The following is a 19,141-nucleotide window of genomic DNA, read 5'->3' as shown; positions in this document are numbered from 1 at the left end:
CGACAGTTCGAGATCCAGACAGCCCTGCCAGGCGTCAGATACGCAGACGAGTCAGAACCCCGCGACACACCAAGGCAATCACCGATACGCCCGCTTCGCGGGCTACTCGATCAGCATGAGCGGTCCGCTTCGCGGGCTGCTCGATCGACATGAGAGGTCCGCTGCGCGGGCTGCTCGATCATCCGGGCGCAAGCGGGCATCCGCGGGTAACGATCGGGCAACGGTGCGGAAACCGGCCCTGACCAGCACCGGAGTCGCCGCATAGCCTGGCTCTGCATCGTTGCAGAGCCCCTGATGTGGAGTCCGCCGTTTGTCCGGACGGACACCCGCGGCTACCGTGGACGGCGGTCCTCGAGACCCCGATGAATCGGTCCGCGCTCGTGCGGCGTCCTCCCCGACGTGCCGCGAGCGTACGGTCAACGGGTGCGCGAGGCGGCCCCGTGGCTGCCTCCCGGACGAACCGGAATCGCCTCCGCGCCCCCTCCGCTCACCGCGGCGGGACGCCCGCGGAGGCTGGAGAGACGGACGTCCCCCGCACCCGACCCGGCACCACGAGATGAGAGTGCAGGGATGCGTCCCTGCGCGCCGACGGAGTGCATGTGCAGCAGAATCAGCAGGACATCAGCGAGCCCGGGAACGGAGCCGGAGCCGCCACAGCGACCCTCGAGCGGGAGGGCCCGGCCCTCGAGGCGAGGAACCTCTTCAAGGTCTTCGGGCGCCGGCCCGAGGAGGTCGTGCGGCGGCTGCGCGAGGGCGCCGACCGCGCCGACCTCGCGGGCCAGGGCACCGCGGCGGTGATCGACTCCTCCTTCGAGGTGCGCCGCGGCGAGATCTTCGTCGTGATGGGGCTGTCCGGCTCCGGCAAGTCGACGCTCATCCGCATGCTCAACGGCCTGCAGGAGCCGACCGCGGGCGAGGTGCTGATCGAGGGCGCCACGATCACCGGCGTCTCCGACAAGGAGCTCCGCCGCGTGCGCCGCTCCTCGATCTCGATGGTCTTCCAGCACTTCGCGCTGCTCCCGCACCGCACCGTGCTCGACAACGTGGCCTACCCGCTCGAGATCCAGGGCGTGCCGGCGGCGGAGCGCCGCGAGCGCGCGCTGCTCGCGGTCGAGCGGGCCGGCCTCGCCGGCTGGCACGAGAAGATGCCGGACGAGCTGTCCGGCGGCATGCGCCAGCGGGTCGGACTGGCCCGGGCGCTCGCCGCCGACACCGACATCGTGCTGATGGACGAGGCGTTCTCGGCGCTCGACCCGCTCATCCGCCGCGAGATGCAGGAGCAGCTGATCGAGCTGCAGCACGAGCTCGGCAAGACCATCGTCTTCATCACCCACGACCTCAACGAGGCCATGCTCCTCGGCGACCGGATCGCGGTCATGCGCGACGGCCGGATCGTGCAGATCGGCACCCCGGAGGAGATCCTCACCGACCCGGCGAACGACTACGTCGCGCAGTTCGTGCAGGACGTCGACCGCGCCCGCGTGCTCACCGCGTCCGCCGTGATGGAGCCGGCGCGCTCCGTCGTGACGCTCGCCGCCGGCCCCCGCGCCGCCCTGCGCACCATGCGCGACCAGCAGACCGCGGCGGCCTTCGTCGTGGGTGCCGGGCGGCGCCTCCTCGGCACCGTCCGCGACCGCGACGTGATCGAGCAGGTCCGCGCGGGCACGACCGACCTCTCGCTCGTCGTCACCGAGGCCGTCGTCAGCGTCGGCCCGGACACCGCGCTCAGCGAGATCATCGAGCCGGCCGTCGAGTCGGCGCTGCCGGTCGCCGTCGTCGACGAGGCGGGGCGGCTCCTCGGCGCGATCCCGCGCGTGACGCTGCTCGCGGCCCTCGGCAATCTCGGACCGCAGACCGGCGGCGTGCCGCTCGTCGAGCCGCCCGCGACCCTCCCCACCGAGATGGTCACCGCGACCCTGCACGCGACCGGCGGCCCCGTCGACGACGCCGTGCTCGCGAGCGAGGGGGGCGTGCGATGAACCCGGACCTCCGCCTCCCGCTCGGCGCTGCCGCCGAGGGCGTCGTCGACGTGCTGACGCAGACCTTCCAGCCCGTCTTCGACCTGCTCCGCACGGTCTTCGGCGCCGCCTACACCGGCGTCGACTTCGTGCTGGCGACGCCGCCGTTCTGGGTCGTCATCGCCCTGATCGCGGTGCTCGCCTACGCTGCGCGCGGCTGGGTCTTCGGGCTCGGCTCCGCGGTCGGGCTGCTGCTGATCGCGAGCGTGGACCAGTGGGACAACGCGATGGACTCGCTCGCCCTGGTGCTCGTCGCCTCCGCCGTCGCGATCGCGCTGAGCGTGCCGCTCGGGATCCTCGCGGCCCGCAACCGGACCGCCTCGACGATCCTGCGCCCGGTCCTCGACTTCATGCAGACCATGCCGGCGTTCGTGTATCTCATTCCGGCGCTGATCCTCTTCCGCGTCGGCGTCGTGCCCGGCATCGTCGCGACGATCGTCTTCGCGATGGCACCGGGCGTCCGGCTGACCGAGCTGGGCGTCCGCGGTGTCGACTCCGAGCTGGTCGAGGCGGGCGAGTCGTTCGGCTCGTCGAAGTGGCGCATCCTCCGCCAGATCCAGCTGCCGCTCGCGCTGCCGTCGATCCTGGCCGGCCTCAACCAGGTCATCATGCTCTCGCTCTCGATGGTCGTCATCGCGGGCATGGTCGGCGCGGGCGGTCTCGGCGGTGACGTCGTGGCCAGCATCGGCCGGATCGACGTGGCGCTCGGCTTCGAGGCCGGCATCGCGGTGGTGATCCTGGCGATCATCCTCGACCGGATGACGAGCGCCCTCGGCGCCCCGTCGCCGGCCCGCGTCGCCCGGGCGAGCAGCCGCAAGGCCGTCGTCGCGACCCGCACGGCCATCGCCGCGGTGTCGGTCGGCGTCGTCGCCTCACTCGGCGCCTCGGCCGTCGCCGGACCGGCGACCACCGCGTCCGTCGACAACGGCGACCGCACCGACGTCACCCTCGCCGTCTTCCAGGGCTGGGACGAGGGCATCGCCGCGTCGCGGCTCTGGGGCGCGGTGCTCGAGGAGGAGGGCTACGACGTGACGCTGCAGAGCATCGACGTGGCGCCCGGCTTCTCGGGTCTCGCCAGCGGCGACTACGACCTCGCGCTGGACACCTGGCTGCCGGTCACCCACGGCGACTACCTCGACGAGTACGGCGACCGCATCGTCGACCTCGGTGCCTGGAACGACGACGCGAAGCTCACCATCGCGGTGAACGAGGACGCGCCGATCGACACCCTCGAGGAGCTCGCGGCGAACCCCGAGGTCGTCGGGAACCGGCTCGTCGGCATCGAGCCCGGCTCGGGGCTGAACGGGATCACGACCGACGCGGTCATCCCCGGCTACGGCCTGGAGGGGATGGAGTACCTGACCTCGTCGACGCCCGCGATGCTGCAGGAGCTCTCCAGCGCGACGGCGGCCGGCGAGAACATCGCCGTGACGCTGTGGCGGCCGCACTGGGCCTACGACGCGTTCCCGGTGAAGGACCTCGAGGACCCGAAGGGACTGCTCGGCGAGGCCGAGGGGATCCACGCCTTCGGCTCCGCGTCGTTCGACAGCGAGTTCCCGACGCTGAGCAGCTGGCTGCGCGACTTCCGGATGGACTCGGACACGCTGTACTCGCTCGAGAACGCGCTGTTCAACGAGGGCGCCGACGACCAGGACGCGGCCCTCGAGTCGTGGCTGGCGGAGAACCGGGAGTACGTCGACGGGCTGACGAGCTGACGAGGGGATCTCGATACGTGCGCTGCGCGCCCTACTCGATCAGCATGATGCGGCTGTGCCGTCGGCATGAGGGGAGCGGTCGCCCGATGGGCGGCAGCCCTCTCCCCATGCTGGTCGAGTAGCGCGGAGCGCGTATCGAGACCCGCGTTCTGCAGAGGGGTGGATCTCGATACGCCCGCTGCGCGGGCTACTCGATCAGCATGGCGGACGCCCGTCGGGCGGCTGCCTCCTCATGCTGGTCGAGTAGCGCGCAGCGCGTATCGAGACCCGCCCTCTGCACGCGGGTCAGGCGCGGGCCGCCGCGTACTGCTCGCGGATGACCGGGCGGTGGTCCGGCGCCGGCTCGGCGAGGGAGGTGACCTCCCAGGTCGGCCGCGCGCCGGTCAGCGCCCAGGCGGCCTGCACCGCAGCGCCGTCGGCGACGTACTCGCCGGGCGTCGGCACGACGACAGGCACGTCGAAGACCTGCGAGGCCGCCAGCTGCACGGCGCTGTTCTGCGCCGCCCCGCCGATCAGCAGGATGCGCCGGGCCTCGACGCCCTGTGCCCGCACGGCGTCCAGGCCGTCGGCGAGGCCGCAGAGCATGCCCTCGATCGCCGCGCGCGCCAGGTTCGGCCGCGTGGTCGACGCGATCGTCATCCCGTGCAGGCTCGCCGTCGCGTCGGGCAGGTTCGGCGTCCGCTCGCCCTCGAAGTAGGGCACGAGCACGAGGCCACCGGAGCCCGGCTCCGCATCGAGCGCGAGCGCCGAGAAGGCGTCGAAGTCGCTCCCCAGCAGCCCGGCCGTCGAGGCCAGCACCCGCGCCGCGTTCAGTGTCGCGACCAGCGGCAGGAACCGCCCGCTCGCGTCCGCGAAGCCCGCGACCGTGCCCGAGGCGTCGCGCACCGGGTCGTCGGTCACGGCGAAGACGGTGCCGCTGGTCCCGATGCTCACCACGACGTCGCCGGGCCCCGCGCCCAGGCCGAGCGCCGCGCCGGCGTTGTCGCCCGCGCCGGGACCGACGACGAGACCGCTCTCGGTCGTGCCCGCCTGCTCCGAGGGGCCGAGCACGCGGGGGAGGAGCGCCCGGTGCCCGAGCGCGCGCTCGAGCAGGTCGAGGTCGTAGCCGTCGGCGCCCCAGTACGAGGTGCCGGAGGCGTCGGAGCGGTCGGTGGTCAGCGCGTCCAGCTGCGGCCCGCGCGCGGAGTCGGGGCCGTAGCCGAGCAGGCGCCAGGTCAGCCAGTCGTGCGGGAGCGCCACGGCCGCGACGCGCGCGGCGTTCTCCGGCTCGGCGTCGCGCAGCCAGCGCAGCTTGGTGGCGGTGAAGGACGCGACCGGGACGCTGCCGGTGCGCTGCGCCCACGCCTCCGCGCCGAGCTCCTCGATCAGCTCGCGCGCCGCGCCGGCACTGCGGGTGTCGTTCCAGAGCAGCGCGGGCCGGACGACCCGCCCGTCGGCGTCGAGCACGACCATCCCGTGCTGCTGCCCGCCGACCGAGATCGCAGCGACGTCGTCGAGTCCGCCCGCGTCCGCGAGCGCGATCTGCAGCGCCTCCCACCAGGCGGCCGGGTCGACCTCGGTCCCGTCCGGGTGCGAGGCGCGGCCGGTGCGGACCACGGCTCCCGTGTCGAGGTCGCGGACGACGACCTTGCAGCTCTGGGTGGACGAGTCGATCCCTGCGACGAGCGTCATCGCCGTCTCCGTTCGTTGTGGCGGGTGCGGAGGCGCGGCCTCCGCTGAAGTCGGGGTGCGGAGACGGTGCCTCCGTCGGGTGGAAGGGCGGGGGCCATGCCTCCGCGGAGGAGAGGCGGGGGAGGGCCGGAGCCGTCACCCGAGCATGCGAGAACGGACGAGACCCCCTGCCGAGGCAGAGGATCCCGTCCGTCTCAGGACGTCCCGCGGCGCACCGCGGGAGCGGCCGGGTGGGTCAGCCGCGCGCGCCGAGCAGGTGCTCGGTGGCGAGCTGCTGCAGGCGGACGAAGCCGAAGCCCTTGCCGCCGAGGTACGCGTCGGTGTCGAACGCCTCGTAGGACGCGCTGTCCGCGAGCAGGTCGTCGTAGGACTCGCCCTCGTTCAGCGTCGGGGTCGACAGCTCGCCGACCTTCGACGCCGCGAGCGCCTCCTGCACCTCGGGGTCGGCGCGGAAGGCCGCCGCGCGCTCCTTGAGCAGCAGGTAGGTGCGCATGTTGGCCGCGGCCGAGTCCCAGACGCCGGTCTCGTCCTCGGTGCGCGAGGGCTTGTAGTCGAAGTGGCGCGGGCCGTCGTAGGCCGGGACGCCGCCGGGGCCGCCGTTCTCCAGGAGGTCGACGAGCGAGAACGCGTTGTGCAGGTCGCCGTGACCGAAGACGAGGTCCTGGTCGTACTTGATGCCGCGCTGGCCGTTGAGGTCGATGTGGAAGAGCTTGCCGTGGTACAGCGCCTGGGCGATGCCGGCCGTGAAGTTCAGGCCCGCCATCTGCTCGTGGCCGACCTCGGGGTTCACGCCGACGAGCTCGGGGCGCTCGAGCGAGTCGATGAACGCGATCGCGTGGCCGAGGGTCGGCAGCAGGATGTCGCCGCGGGGCTCGTTGGGCTTGGGCTCGATCGCGAAGCGGATGTCGTAGCCCTTGTCGGTGACGTAGTCGCCGAGCAGGTTGACGGCCTCGCGGTAGCGCTCGAGGGCCGCGCGGATGTCCTTGGCGGAGTCGTACTCGGCGCCCTCGCGGCCGCCCCACATCACGAAGGTCTGCGCGCCGAGCTCGGCGGCGAGGTCGATGTTGCGGAGGACCTTGCGGAGCGCGAAGCGGCGCACGTCGCGGTCGTTCGAGGTGAAGCCGCCGTCCTTGAAGACCGGGGCGCTGAAGAGGTTGGTGGTGACCATCGGGACGATCAGGCCGGTGGACTCGAGCGCGCCCTTGAGGCGGTCGATCTCGGTCTGGCGCTCGGCGTCGGTCGAGCCGAACGCGAAGAGGTCGTCGTCGTGGAAGGTGAGGCCGTAGGCGCCGAGCTCGCTCAGCTTCTCGACCGCGTGCACGGTGTCGAGGGGCTTGCGGGTCGGGCCGCCGAACGGGTCCGTCCCGTTGTAGCCGATGGTCCAGAGGCCGAACGAGAACTTGTCGGCGCGGGTGGGGGTCAGGGACATTGATCCGAATCCTTTCCGGCGACGTCGCCGAATTGTTGTTGCGCCCAACATATCGATCGGCGGCGTGCGGCGCAACGGTCGTCGCGACGTGTCGCGTGGTGGTGCTCCTCGGTCGGCGCGACGTCTCGCGACACTGTGCTCATCGATCGACGCGACGTCTCGCGTCGATATGTGGCGTCGCCCGACGAATTCCTTGCGGAAGCGTTTCGACTGTGCGTACAGTGCTCAGCAGCAACCCGGTCGAAGCGTTTCGAAGCACTGCTCTCCCGAGCAGGGCGGAGCGGCCGGGCACCGACGACGAGGTCCGGCAGGAGGAACGATGGCGAGCATCCACGACGTCGCCCGCGTGGCCGGGGTCTCGATCAGCACCGTCTCCTACGCCCTCTCCGGCAAGCGATCGATCGCCGCCTCCACCCGCCAGCGGGTCGACGAGGCCGTCCGGCAGCTGGGCTACCGGCCGCACGCCGGCGCCCGCATGCTCGCCGGAGCGCGGACCCACATCCTCGCCCTCTCGGCGCCGATGCGCGGCGAGCTGCACCTGCCCACCCACATGCGCTTCGTCACCGAGGTGCTCGAGCGGGCCCGCGAGTCCGACTACGACGTCCTCCTCCTCGTCACGGACGAGGCCTCCAGCGGCATCGCCCGCGTCTCCTCCTCCTCGCTCGTCGACGGCGTCGTCCTGATGGGCGTCGACGACGAGGACGACCGCGCGGCCCTCATCCGCGCGGCCGGCGTCCCGGCGACCTTCATCGGCGTCCCGGCCGACGCGCACGACCTCGCCTGCGTCGACCTCGACTTCGCCGAGGCCGCCCGCCGCAGCGTCCGCCTGCTCGCCGAGCAGGGCCACCGCTCGATCGGCCTGATCGAGCACCCGCAGTCGTACACCGACCGCAACGCCGGCTTCGTCCGCCGCTTCGACGACGCCTTCGAGGCGGAGTGCGCGGCCCTCGGTCTCGCCCTGAGCGTCGAGCGCCCGCACATCGGCCGAGCGAGCGCGTCGGCGGCGGTCGACGCGCTGCTCACCGCCCCGGTCTCCGCCCTCGTGCTGCACTGCAACGAGCCGGTGGCGGAGGCGGCGATCGAGCGCCTCGTCGAGCGCGGCCTCTCGATCCCCGGCGACCTCTCGGTCCTCGCGGCCTGCGCGAGCTACGACGGCGCGGCGCTCCCGGTGCCGGTCAGCAGCATCCCTCTCCCGTTCGACGCGATGTGCCGCGCGGCCGTCGCCCGCACCCTCCAGCAGATCGACTCCGGCCGCACCACCGGCGTCGACCTCCTCCCGCCCCACTACGTCGACCGCGGCTCCGTCGCGCTCGCCGCGACCGGCGCCCCGGTGCCGGCCGCTCCCTGACCCTTCCCAGTCCTCTTCGCCCCCGCGCTCTCCGCGCCGATCGTCGAAACGCTTCGACAGCTCGGCCGGTCTCAGAGAGCGCTCTTCGACTCGCACGATCCACCACTCACAGCCCTCGTCCACAGCCCCGCGGCACCGTTTGAAGGAGAACTCCCGCTATGTCGCTTCGTCCCCGCACCGCCTTCCACCGCCCTTCCGCCGCCACCGTCGGCTCGCTGAGCCGCCGCGGCCTGATCGCCGGCGGTGTCGGCATCGGCGCGATGTTCGCACTCGCCGCCTGCTCCGGAGGCGGCTCCGACGCCGGCTCCGACGCCCTCGCCACCGACGTCGACGGCGCCGGTCGCACCCTCACCATGTGGGACTTCGAGACCCCCGACAGCGACCGCGGCATCGCCTGGCTCGCCGCCCGCGACATCTTCACCAAGGAGACCGGCGCCGAGATCGCCTACGAGTTCAAGGCCTTCGAGCAGCTGCGCACCGGTGCCAGCCAGATCTTCAACTCCAACTCCGCACCCGACGTCGTCGAGTACAACAAGGGCAACGCGACCAGCGGTCTGCTCTCCAGCCAGGGGCTGCTGACCAACCTCGACGAGGCCGTCGAGTTCTACGGCTGGGACAAGCTCATCCCGGGCGCTCTGCAGACCACGGCCAAGTACGACGACAAGGGCATCATGGGCTCCGGCTCCTGGTACGGCATCCCCAACTACGGCGAGTTCACCTTCGTCTACTACAACAAGGACGTCTTCGCGGCGAACGGCCTCGAGGTCCCGACGACCTACGACGAGTTCACCGCCGTGCTCGACGCCTTCGTCGCGAAGGGGATCACCCCGCTCGCCGAGGCCGGCGCGGAGTACCCGCTGCAGCAGCTCTTCTACCAGCTCGCGCTGCTGAAGGCCGATCGCCAGTGGATCACCGACTACCAGACCTACACCGGCGAGGTCGACTTCGAGGACGCGGCCTGGAGCTACGCGGCCGACCAGCTGCAGACCTACGTGGACAAGGGCTACTTCTCCGCGGACGCCTCCGGACTCAAGGCCGAGGACGCGGGCACCGCCTTCATCTCGGGCGAGTACCCGATCTTCTTCTCGGGCTCGTGGTGGTTCGGCCGCTTCAAGACCGAGATCACCGGCTTCGAGTGGGACACCTTCCTCTTCCCGGGCGCCGAGTTCACGATGGGCTCCGCCGGCAACCACTGGGTCATCCCCGAGACGGCGAAGAACAAGGACCTCGCCTACAAGTGGATCGACATCACGATGCGCCCCGAGATCCAGAACCTCATCGGCAACAACGGCGGCATCCCGCTGGTCGTCGACGAGACCGCGATCACCGACGAGAAGAGCAAGGCGCTGCTCTCGCAGTGGAAGACGGTCGTCGACGAGGACCAGCTCTCCTTCTACCCGGACTGGCCCACCGCCACCTTCTACGACGACCTCGTCGCCGCCTCGCAGGAGCTCATCAACGGCTCGGTCGACCCCAGCGGAATGCTGACGGAGCTGCAGGGCAAGTACGACGACGGAGTCGCGGACATCAAGTAACCGCAAGGTCGTCCCCTCCCGCGAGATGCCACTTGTGCACGCGACACGCCGTGAAAGCCGTGCACAAGTGGCATCTCGCGGCCACCCCGGGCTCCGCCGCCCCCCCCATAGCCCCCACGTTCAAGGAGTACCCATGACGACGACCGTTCCGCGTCGCGCGGAGAGCGCCCCGCCGCCTCCCACGGCGGAGAAGCCGCCCCGCGAGAAGCGCTCCGGCGGCTACTGGCTGTACCTGATCCCGGGCTTCGTGCTCTTCGTGTTCATCGTGCTGATCCCGCTGATCTGGAACATCTACATCAGCTTCACGTCGTGGCGCGGCATCAAGCCGCCGATCTTCATCGGCCTCGACAACTGGATCGAGCTGATGGGCGACGACCAGTTCTGGACGTCGTTCCTCAACTCCGTCTACATGATCATCGCGATGGTGATCGTGCCGACGATCCTCGGCCTCCTCCTCGCCGCGATCCTCTTCGATCTGGTCGGCAAGAAGTTCGGCGGGAGGATCGCCTCCTTCCTCCGCGCGACCTACTACCTCCCGCAGATCCTGCCGACGGTCATCGCCGCGATCGTGATCGGCTGGATCCTCCGCCCGGACAACGGCGCCCTGAACTCGATCCTCGAGGCGGTCGGCCTCGGCTCGCTCGCGCACGACTGGCTCGGCAAGCCCGACACCGCGATGCTCTCGATCATGGTCGTGATGATCTGGGTGCAGCTCGGCTACCCGGTCGTCATCTTCATGGCGGCGCTGCAGCGCGTGGACCCCGAGCTCTACGAGGCCGCCGAGCTCGACGGCGCGAACTGGTTCCAGCGCTTCCGCTGGATCACCATCTCGATCATCCGGCCCGAGGTCTTCGTCGTCACCCTCACCTGCACCATCGCCGCGCTGAAGGTCTTCGGCCCGATCTACGCGCTGACCCGCGGCGGCCCGGGCGACTCGACCATCGTGCCGAGCTACTACTCCTACACCGAGTTCTTCCAGAAGCAGCAGGTGGGCTACGGCGCCACCATCGCGACCGCGCTGACCATCGTCATCGTGATCCTGGCCGTCCTCTTCATCCGCGCCCAGGAGCGCGTCGAGCGCAGCGAAGGAGCCCGCTGATGTCGGCCATCGAAGCCCTGCCGTTCACCCAGGCCGGAACCGACGACACCGATCTGACCACGCCGAAGAAGGCGCCCAAGGCCTCGAAGGGCGCGACCAAGCGCACCCTCGGCGACTGGGCGATCCTGATCGTGGCGGTCGTGATCGGACTCGTCATCATCAGCCCGGTGCTGCTGATCCTGCTCAACTCGTTCAAGACCCCGGCCGAGTACTCCGTGGGCGGCCCGCTCGCCTTCCCGACCGGCCTCTCCTTCGACGGCCTCTCGACCTTCTGGGAGCGGGTGAACTTCCCGGAGAAGCTCGGCAACTCGATCCTGATCTCGGGCTCGGTCGCGATCCTCGCGGTCGCCCTCTCGGTGCTCAACGCCTATGCGATCGGCATCGGCCGGGTCAAGGGACGCAGCTGGATCATCATCCTGTTCCTGCTGGCGAACATGCTGCCGCAGGAGGCCCTGCTCTACCCGCTGTACTACATGTTCAAGGCCGTCGGGATCTACGACAGCCAGCTCTCGGTGATCATCATCTTCACCGTCATCCAGTCGGCGTTCGGCACCTATCTGCTCTCCAGCGTCTACGGCACCTTCCCGAAGGAGATCCTCGAGGCCGCGGCACTCGACGGCGCCTCCAAGTGGCAGGTGCTCACCCGGGTGATCGTGCCGATCTCGCGGCCGACGCTCTCGGTGCTGATGATCTTCTTCTTCATCTGGACTTGGAACGAGTTCCTCATCCCGCTGGTCTTCCTGGTGAGCGATGCGACGCAGACCGTCCCGATCGCCATCTCCAGCCTCCAGGGCGACAAGATCATGGACGTCACGACGACCAGCGCGAGCGCCCTGCTGGGCCTGCTGCCGACGCTGATCTTCTTCCTGATCTTCCAGCGCACCCTGACCCGCGGCATCACCGCCGGCGCGGTCAAGTAGCCCCTTCTCACCGCGGCGCGGGTCCTTCCACCGGGGCCCGCGCCGCTGATCCCCTCGGCGTGCCCGGCCGGGAATCGAAGCGCTTCGACCTCGCTCCCGGCATCGGCCTCCCCATCAGAAAGGCACCACCCCATGAAGTTCACCGACGGGTTCTGGCAGACGAGGGCCGGATTCACGCCCCTCTTCGCGCAGGAGGCGTACGACATCCGCTCCCACGGCACCTCGCTCGAGGTGATCGCGCCGACCAAGGTGATCCAGGGCCGCGGCGACGTGCTGAACCGGCCGACGCTGACCGTCACCGTGTCCTCGCCGGCGGAGGGCGTCGCGAAGGTCCGGATCGAGCACTGGCGCGGCACCGCGACCCGCCGCGGCTTCGACCTGGTCGACGACGCGGTCGGCGAGGCCGGCCTCACCGAGACCGGCGGCGTGCTGCGCACCGGCGACCTCGAGGTGCGCGTCGCGCAGGGCGCGCCCTGGTCGCTCGAGTTCTGGGACACCGCGACGGACACCCGTCTCACCGGCTCCGGCCACAAGGCCGAGGGCTACCTCACCGGCCCCGACGGGAAGGCCTACCTGCACGAGCAGCTCGACCTCGGCGTCGGCGAGCTCGTCTACGGCCTCGGCGAGCGCTTCGGCCCGTTCGTGAAGAACGGCCAGACCGTCGACGTCTGGAACGCCGACGGCGGCACCTCCTCCGAGCAGGCCTACAAGAACGTCCCCTTCTACCTCTCCAGCCGCGGCTACGGCGTGCTCGTCAACGACCCCGGCCTGGTCTCGTTCGAGATCGGCTCCGAGACCGTCGAGCGCGTGCAGTTCTCCGTCGGCGGCGAGGCGCTGGAGTACCTGGTCATCCAGGGTCCGACCAAGAAGGACGTGCTCCGCCGCTACACCGGGTTGGCCGGCCGCCCCGCGATCGTCCCCGCCTGGAGCTACGGCCTCTGGCTCACCACGAGCTTCACCACCAGCTACGACGAGGAGACGGTGAACTCCTTCATCGACGGCTTCGCCGAGCGCGAGCTGCCGCTGTCGGCCTTCCACTTCGACTGCTTCTGGATGCGCGAGTTCCAGTGGACCGACCTCGAGTGGGACCCGCGCACCTTCCCGGACCCGGAGGGGATCCTCGCTCGCCTGCACGAGCGCGGCCTGCACACCTGCGTCTGGATCAACCCCTACATCGGCCAGGCCTCGGCGCTGTTCGAGGAGGGCCGCGAGAAGGGCTACCTGCTGCGCACCACCGCGGGCGACGTCTGGCAGTGGGACCTGTGGGTGGCCGGCATGGCCCTGATCGACTTCACGAACCCGGAGGCGACCCGGTGGTTCCAGGACAAGCTGCGGGTCCTGGTCCGCCAGGGCGTCGACTCGTTCAAGACCGACTTCGGTGAGCGCATCCCGTCCGAGGGCGTGGCCTGGTCCGACGGCTCCGACCCCGAGGGCATGCACAACTGGTACACCCAGCTCTACAACCGCGCGGTGTTCGAGGTGCTGGAGGAGGAGCTCGGCGAGGGCCGCGCGGCGCTCTTCGCCCGCAGCGCCACCGTCGGCGGCCAGGCGCTGCCGGTGCACTGGGGCGGCGACAACACCTCCTCCTACGTCTCGATGGCCGAGACCCTGCGCGGCGGGCTCTCGCTCGCGCTCGGCGGCTTCGGCTTCTGGGCGCACGACATCGGCGGCTTCGAGGGCACGCCCGACCCGGGCGTCTTCAAGCGCTGGCTCGCCTTCGGGCTGCTCTCCTCGCACTCGCGGCTGCACGGGTCGTCCTCGGTGCGGGTGCCGTGGGCGTTCGACGAGGAGGCGGTCGACGTCACCCGGCTCTTCACCCGGCTGAAGCTCTCGCTGATGCCCTACCTCTACGCGGCGGGGGCAGAGGCGGCGCGCACCGGCACCCCGGTGATGCGGCCGATGACGCTCGAGTTCGAGGACGACCGCAACGCGGCGCACCTCGACACGCAGTACATGCTCGGCCACGACCTGCTGGTCGCGCCGGTGTTCACCCCCGACGGCTCGGTCGAGTTCTACCTGCCGCGCGGCCGCTGGACGAACTGGTGGACGGGCGAGAGCACCGACTCGGCGGGGGAGTGGCGCCGCGAGGTGCACGGCTTCGACTCGCTGCCGCTCTACGTCCGCGAGGGCGCGGTGATCCCGGTCGGCGCGCGCAGCGACGTCGCCGAGTACGACTACGTCGACGGGCTGGAGCTGCGGGTGTTCCCGGGCGCGGACGGCGAGACGGTCGTGCGGGTGCCGGCGCACGACTCCGGTGCGGAGACGGTGTTCACGGTGACCCGCTCGGGCGGCGACGTGAGCGTCGACGCGCCCGCCGGCAGCTGGACCTGGACCCGCGCGGGGTCCTGACCGGCGAGGTCGCTGCACAACATCAGCTGAGAGAGGGGTCCCTCCTCTGTGGGGCGAGGGACCCCCTTCTCAGCTGATGTTGTGCGGCCGGAAGCGCCCGCACCCGCGGATAGGCTGGCCCCGGAGAGCAGAGGAGACCGCGGAATGGCCGAGAACGCGACGCGCGGCAACAACCTCGACCGGGTCCGCCGGCACAATCTGTCCGCGCTCCTGCGCCTCGTGCACCGCGGCGGCCCGCGGTCCCGCTCGCAGCTCACCCGCCTCACCGGCCTCAACCGCTCCACCATCGCCGCCCTCGTCGGCGAGCTGGTCGAGCTGGGCGTCGTGCGCGAGCTGCAGCCCGAGACCCTCAACCAGGTCGGCCGGCCGAGCCCGATCGTCGAGACCGATCTGCGGGTCGTCGCGATCGCGGTGAACCCCGAGATCGACGCCGTCACCGTCGCGATCGTCGGCCTGGACGCCGAGGTGCGCCGCCGCATCCGCCGCACCGCCGCCGTGCCGAGCGCCGAGGCCGCGGCGGCGCTCGCGGCCGGCGCCATCGCCGAGCTGGTCGCCGAGCTGCCGAGGGACGCCCGCACGGTCGGCATCGGCGTCGCCGTCCCCGGCCTCGTCCGGGACGCCGACGGCCTGGTCCGGGTCGGCCCGCACCTCGGCTGGACCGATGAGCCGTTCTCCCGGATGCTCGCCGAGGCGACCGGGCTCCCGGTGCTCTCGGCCAACGACGCGAACCTCGGTGCCCTCGCCGAGAGCGTCCTCGGCGCCGGGCGTGACGTGTCCCACCTCGTCTACCTCAACGGCGGCGCGAGCGGCGTCGGCGCCGGCGTGATCGTCGGCGGCACCCCGCTGCACGGGATCGACGGGTACGCGGGCGAGATCGGCCACACCCTCGTCAACAGCGCCGGCGTCGACTGCCACTGCGGCGCGGTCGGCTGCCTCGAGACCGAGGTCGGCCGGGCGGAGCTGCTGCGGGTGCTCGGCCTCGACGAGAGCGCCGACGTGAGCGAGCGGCTCGAGGAGGCGCTCGCCGCCTCGAGCGATCCTGCGGTGCGTGCGGAGGTGGAGCGGCAGCTCGGGCACCTCGCCGTGGCGCTGCGCAACGTCGTCAACATCTTCAACCCGCAGCTGGTCGTGCTCGGCGGGTTCCTCGGCGCGCTCGTCGGCGTCGCACCGGGCTTCCTCGAGGAGCGGCTGGGCCGCGGCGGGCCGTTCCGGGTGGCGCTCGACTCCGTGCGCATCGCCCGCACCGAGCTCGGCGCCGACCTGCTGATGCTCGGCGCGGCCGAGCTGGCCTTCGAGCGCCTGCTCGCCGATCCGCTCACCGCCGAGCTGCACCCGGCCGGCGGCGCGCGGCCGGCGGCCTGAGCAGCTCCCACCGCCCCCGCCCGATCTGGCCGTCGTCCGCCGCGGCCTCGCGCCGCTCCGTCTCCGCGCGCCCACCCGATGCGCACTCCGGTCCACGGGCTCGGCTCAGGCCCTTGCGCGACCCCCGGTCGAATTGATTCGATAGTCGGGGAATGAATCCGGTCTCCCGTCGCTTGGCGGTAGAGGCGGTGCCCTTCCGCGCTCCCCTCTCCCTTCTCCGCTCTGCGCCCCGCAGGAAGGCTCCGTGACCTCTCTCGCCCCGACCCCCACCGGCTCGATCTCCGTGCACCGGCACGCCGGCGACGCCCTGACCAACCGTCAGCGCCTCGTCTACGTGATCGTCCTCGGCGCGCTCACCGCGCTCGGCCCGTTCACGATCGACCTCTACCTCCCCGCCTTCCCGGCGCTGCAGGGCGAGCTGAACGTGTCGGAGGCGGCGGTGCAGCTGACCCTCACCGGCACGACGCTCGGCTTCGCGCTCGGGCAGCTGGTCGTCGGGCCGTGGAGCGACGTGGTCGGGCGGCGGCTGCCGATCCTGCTCGCGACCTCGCTGCACGTGCTGGCCTGCGTCGGAGCGGCGTTCGCCCCCGAGATCGTCTCGCTCGGCGTCTTCCGCTTCCTGATGGGAGCCGGCGCCGCCGCGGGCGGTGTCGTCGCGATGGCGATGGTCCGCGACCTGTTCGGCGGGCGTCCGCTCGTGAAGATGCTGTCGCGGCTCGCGCTGGTCTCCGGCCTCGCGCCCGTGCTCGCGCCGGTCATCGGCTCGCAGCTGCTGCTGGTGATGGACTGGCGCGGCATCTTCGTCTTCCTGGCCGCCTACGGCCTGCTGGTGATGCTGGCGGTCGCGCTGCTGATCGTCGAGACGCGCCCCCGGGTGGCGCGCGCCGACCGCGACTCCCGCTCGCTCGCGCAGCGCTACCGCGCGGTCCTCAGCGACCGGGTGTTCGTCGGCGTCGCGATCATCGGCGGCATGACCTTCGGCGGTCTGTTCACCTACCTCTCCAGCTCGTCGTTCCTCTTCCAGGGGCTCTACGGCCTGGACGCGCAGCAGTACGGCCTGCTCTTCGCGGTGAACTCGCTCGGCGTGGTGTCGGGCGTCCAGGCGTCCTCGTACCTCAGCCGCCGCGGCGTCGGCCCGCAGTGGATCCTCGCCATCACCACGGTCACGCTCTTCGTCACCGCCGGGCTGATCGCGCTCTTCGACGGCCTGGGCTTCGGCATCGGGGGCACCCTCGTCCCGCTCTGGTTCTTCATCGCGGCCTGCGGCTTCAGCTTCCCCTGCGTGCAGGTGCTCGGCCTGGTCAACCACGGCCGCGAGGCGGGCACCGCCGCGTCGCTGCTCGGCGCCGTGAACTTCGGCACCGCCGGCATCCTCTCGCCGATCTCCGGCCTCTTCGGCGCCGAGTCGGCCGTGCCGATGGCCGGCGTGATGATGGCCACCGCCGCCGTCTCGATCCTGGCGCTCTGGCTCGTCGTCCGCCCCCGCACGGTCCCGGCCCTGCAGGACTGATCCGCCGAGGCGACCTCCGGCTCGCGGAACCGGCTCCGACTCGCCGGATCAGCGGATTCGGGCGTGCCGGAGCGCGTTCCGCGTGCCGGGAGATGTTCGGCTCGCGGAAGCGGCCTCGGCTCGCGAAATCGCCATCTTCCGGCGTGCCGGACCCGTTCTGGCGAGCCGAAGGTGCGGGCGGATGACCTCCGGCTCGCGGATCCGGCTCCGGCTCGTCGGATGGCCCGCTTTCGACGTGCCGGACGCGTTGTCGCGAGCCGGAGGTGTCCGCGGTTGACCTCCGGCTCGCGGTATCCGCTCCGGCTCGTAAAAACGCACCGATCCGACGTGCCGGACGCGTTTCCGCGAGCCGGAGGTGATCACGGCCGATCTCCGGCTCGTCGTTCCGGCTCCGGCTCGCGAAAACGTGCCGCTTCCACGTGCCGGAAGCGATTCCGCGAGCCCGACCCCGCCGCGTCAGCCCGCAAGCCCCAGCGCGTGAACGTCCGGTGGCGCCATCATGTCCGGATGGATCCTCGCCACGACCCCCTGAAGACCGAGCCCGGCGTCGCCCAGCCCGACGCCGTGCAGCGCGAGCGCCTCCACCGGCGCGCCCCCTCGGACGACGTCGTCGCGAAGGTCCTCACCACGGAGGCCGCCCGGCACGTCTCGCGCCGCTGGCCGCTGATCTCCGCCTCGATCGCGCTGGCCGTGACGATCGTCCTCGCCGTGATCATCGCTTTCCGACCCACCAGCGCGTTCTCGTTCGACGTCGAGTGGATGGACGAGATCGTCGAGCACCGCTCGAGCGTCTGGGACGTGCCGGCGCTCATCATGAACACTGTCGGCGCCGGGATCGTCGGCACCGCGATCATCCCGGTCGCGATCATCATCGTTCTGCTGGTCTTCCGCCGGCGCTGGGCCGCCCTCTACTACGCGCTCGCCGCCCTCGTCAGCGTCGGCGCCACCCAGCTCGTGAAGGAGCTGGTCGGCCGCGCCCGCCCCGAGGACATGCTGGTGACCAGCGACTACGGCTCCTTCCCCTCCGGCCACACCGCGAACGCCTCGACCACCGCGATGGTGCTCGCCCTGGTCTTCCCGCTGCTCTGGGTCTGGATCGCCGGCTTCCTCTACAGCGTCGCGATGATGGCCAGCCGCACCTACCTCGGCGCCCACTGGCTCACCGACACCATCGGCGGCCTCCTGCTCGGCCTCGCCGTCGCCCTGATCGTCTGGGCCCCCCTGGCCGGCCGCCTCCGCACCGAGTCCGAGCTCCCTCACCCGCCCCTCTGGGTCCGCCGCACGCACTGATCCCCGCCGCGAGATGCCACTTATGAGCGCGACACGCCGCAAAAGCCGCTCACAAGTGGCATCTCGCGGAGGGGGTCAGAACGCGCGCAGGCCGTCGAGCTCGTTGAAGGTGTAAACGTGCAGGCCGGCGAGGCGGTCGCCCACGGCGGCTTCCAGCCGGCCGACGAAGGCGGACGGGTCGAAGCGGCGGCCGCGCAGCAGCCCGCCCGCCACCGACGAGCTCCGCTTGAGGAAGCCGAGCGACGACCCGACGCCGATCCGCGCGCCGAGCGACAGCAGCCGCGCCCGCTCGACCGGCCCCGGGACGCCTACCCACAGCTCCGCGTCGATCCCGTCCGCCCGCAGCCGGTCGGCGTAGCGGACAACGGCGTCCACGTCGAAGCACATCTGCGTGACGATCCCGCGGAGGTACGGCGCCCGCTCGCGCAGGTGCTTCGCGATGCTCTCGTCCGAGAGGTGCGGGTGCCCCTCCGGGTAGCCGGCGACGTCGACGGCCAGCTCGGGCCGCAGCTCGCGGGCGTCGCGGATCAGCTCGAGCGACGTCGAGTAGCCGCCCGCGGCGCTCCTCGCGTCGCCCGAGATCACGAACGCCTCGTCGATCCCCGCGTCCCGCATCCGCCCGACTGCGCGCTCCAGAGCCTCGCGCCCCTCCACGTTCCGCGCCGCGAGGTGCGGCACGACCCGGAAGCCGCGGCCGGCCAGCTCCACCGCGGAGTCGATCGTCCGCTCCGTCCCGTGCTTCGGCAGGCTCGTCACGGTCAGCGTCACCGCGGCCGGATCGGGGAACGCCCGCTCTGCCTTCTCGCCGATGCCGTCCGACGGGATGATCTCGAAGCGCGCCCTGGTCATCCGCCCAGCCTCGCACGCGCCGGTGTCGGAGGGGCGCCCTACCCTG

Annotated in this window: 13 protein-coding genes; 10 read left to right on the top strand and 3 right to left on the bottom strand. The window is 71.4% G+C overall.

The window, feature by feature from the left end:
• Nucleotides 1–620 precede the first annotated feature (620 nt).
• Both EDF43_RS16740 and EDF43_RS22570 read left to right on the top strand, forming a co-directional pair.
• Complete coding sequence (locus tag EDF43_RS16740) at nt 621–1,979, top strand: glycine betaine/L-proline ABC transporter ATP-binding protein (protein WP_243646349.1); 1,359 nt, start codon at nt 621–623, stop codon at nt 1,977–1,979.
• Nucleotides 1,976–3,733 (top strand): ABC transporter permease/substrate binding protein, encoded by a 1,758-nt coding sequence (locus EDF43_RS22570; RefSeq protein ID WP_132437647.1) that lies wholly within the window; start codon nt 1,976–1,978, stop codon nt 3,731–3,733. The genes EDF43_RS16740 and EDF43_RS22570 overlap by 4 nt, the downstream gene beginning before the upstream one ends.
• Before the next feature lie 285 nt (nt 3,734–4,018).
• Here EDF43_RS22570 and xylB read toward each other — a convergent pair whose 3' ends face one another.
• Both xylB and xylA read right to left on the bottom strand, forming a co-directional pair.
• Nucleotides 4,019–5,404, bottom strand: coding sequence for a xylulokinase (gene xylB / locus EDF43_RS16730; RefSeq protein ID WP_132437648.1), 1,386 nt, complete (start codon nt 5,402–5,404; stop codon nt 4,019–4,021).
• A gap of 235 nt (nt 5,405–5,639) precedes the next feature.
• Complete coding sequence (xylA, locus tag EDF43_RS16725; protein WP_132437649.1) at nt 5,640–6,833, bottom strand: xylose isomerase; 1,194 nt, start codon at nt 6,831–6,833, stop codon at nt 5,640–5,642.
• 319 nt (nt 6,834–7,152) lie between these two features.
• Between xylA and EDF43_RS16720 the strand changes: the two genes are divergently transcribed.
• The 8 genes from EDF43_RS16720 to EDF43_RS16685 all read left to right on the top strand — a co-directional run bounded on the left by EDF43_RS16720 (nt 7,153) and on the right by EDF43_RS16685 (nt 18,246).
• A complete protein-coding gene (locus EDF43_RS16720; RefSeq protein WP_165909145.1) occupies nt 7,153–8,181 on the top strand; it encodes a LacI family DNA-binding transcriptional regulator in 1,029 nt (342 codons plus the stop codon).
• Between the two features lie 158 nt (nt 8,182–8,339).
• Complete coding sequence (locus EDF43_RS16715; protein WP_243582285.1) at nt 8,340–9,716, top strand: extracellular solute-binding protein; 1,377 nt, start codon at nt 8,340–8,342, stop codon at nt 9,714–9,716.
• A 133-nt stretch (nt 9,717–9,849) separates the two neighbouring features.
• Nucleotides 9,850–10,815: a sugar ABC transporter permease gene (locus EDF43_RS16710; RefSeq protein ID WP_123447720.1), complete on the top strand. Its 966-nt coding sequence runs from the start codon at nt 9,850–9,852 to the stop codon at nt 10,813–10,815.
• Nucleotides 10,815–11,735 (top strand): carbohydrate ABC transporter permease, encoded by a 921-nt coding sequence (locus tag EDF43_RS16705; protein WP_132437651.1) that lies wholly within the window; start codon nt 10,815–10,817, stop codon nt 11,733–11,735. The genes EDF43_RS16710 and EDF43_RS16705 overlap by 1 nt, the downstream gene beginning before the upstream one ends.
• A 132-nt stretch (nt 11,736–11,867) precedes the next feature.
• A complete protein-coding gene (yicI, locus tag EDF43_RS16700) occupies nt 11,868–14,084 on the top strand; it encodes an alpha-xylosidase (protein WP_132437652.1) in 2,217 nt (738 codons plus the stop codon).
• Between the two features lie 144 nt (nt 14,085–14,228).
• Entirely contained in the window at nt 14,229–15,446 is a 1,218-nt protein-coding gene (locus EDF43_RS16695) for an ROK family protein (protein ID WP_132437653.1), read from the top strand.
• 244 nt (nt 15,447–15,690) lie between these two features.
• A complete protein-coding gene (locus EDF43_RS16690) occupies nt 15,691–16,956 on the top strand; it encodes a multidrug effflux MFS transporter (protein ID WP_243582282.1) in 1,266 nt (421 codons plus the stop codon).
• Nucleotides 16,957–17,463: 507 nt separating this feature from the next.
• Nucleotides 17,464–18,246 (top strand): phosphatase PAP2 family protein, encoded by a 783-nt coding sequence (locus EDF43_RS16685; RefSeq protein ID WP_123737316.1) that lies wholly within the window; start codon nt 17,464–17,466, stop codon nt 18,244–18,246.
• 75 nt (nt 18,247–18,321) lie between these two features.
• Here EDF43_RS16685 and EDF43_RS16680 read toward each other — a convergent pair whose 3' ends face one another.
• Nucleotides 18,322–19,095, bottom strand: coding sequence for a methylenetetrahydrofolate reductase (locus EDF43_RS16680; RefSeq protein ID WP_132437654.1), 774 nt, complete (start codon nt 19,093–19,095; stop codon nt 18,322–18,324).
• Between the last annotated feature and the right edge of the window lie 46 nt (nt 19,096–19,141).

Source organism: Rathayibacter sp. PhB179, assembly GCF_004345345.1.
GTDB classification, from domain to species: Bacteria; Actinomycetota; Actinomycetes; order Actinomycetales; family Microbacteriaceae; genus Rathayibacter; species Rathayibacter festucae.
Note: the sequence above shows the minus strand (reverse complement) of the source record. Positions and strands in the feature narration are given on the sequence as shown.

What these genes read in the sequence shown, in the direction of transcription:
- EDF43_RS22570 (WP_132437647.1), top strand. Translation starts at nt 1,976, where the DNA reads ATGAACCCGGACCTCCGCCTCCCGCTCGGCGCTGCCGCCGAGGGCGTC.
- xylB (WP_132437648.1), bottom strand. Translation starts at nt 5,404, where the DNA reads ATGACGCTCGTCGCAGGGATCGACTCGTCCACCCAGAGCTGCAAGGTC.
- xylA (WP_132437649.1), bottom strand. Translation starts at nt 6,833, where the DNA reads ATGTCCCTGACCCCCACCCGCGCCGACAAGTTCTCGTTCGGCCTCTGG.
- EDF43_RS16720 (WP_165909145.1), top strand. Translation starts at nt 7,153, where the DNA reads ATGGCGAGCATCCACGACGTCGCCCGCGTGGCCGGGGTCTCGATCAGC.
- EDF43_RS16715 (WP_243582285.1), top strand. Translation starts at nt 8,340, where the DNA reads ATGTCGCTTCGTCCCCGCACCGCCTTCCACCGCCCTTCCGCCGCCACC.
- EDF43_RS16710 (WP_123447720.1), top strand. Translation starts at nt 9,850, where the DNA reads ATGACGACGACCGTTCCGCGTCGCGCGGAGAGCGCCCCGCCGCCTCCC.
- EDF43_RS16705 (WP_132437651.1), top strand. Translation starts at nt 10,815, where the DNA reads ATGTCGGCCATCGAAGCCCTGCCGTTCACCCAGGCCGGAACCGACGAC.
- yicI (WP_132437652.1), top strand. Translation starts at nt 11,868, where the DNA reads ATGAAGTTCACCGACGGGTTCTGGCAGACGAGGGCCGGATTCACGCCC.
- EDF43_RS16695 (WP_132437653.1), top strand. Translation starts at nt 14,229, where the DNA reads ATGGCCGAGAACGCGACGCGCGGCAACAACCTCGACCGGGTCCGCCGG.
- EDF43_RS16685 (WP_123737316.1), top strand. Translation starts at nt 17,464, where the DNA reads ATGGATCCTCGCCACGACCCCCTGAAGACCGAGCCCGGCGTCGCCCAG.
- EDF43_RS16680 (WP_132437654.1), bottom strand. Translation starts at nt 19,095, where the DNA reads ATGACCAGGGCGCGCTTCGAGATCATCCCGTCGGACGGCATCGGCGAG.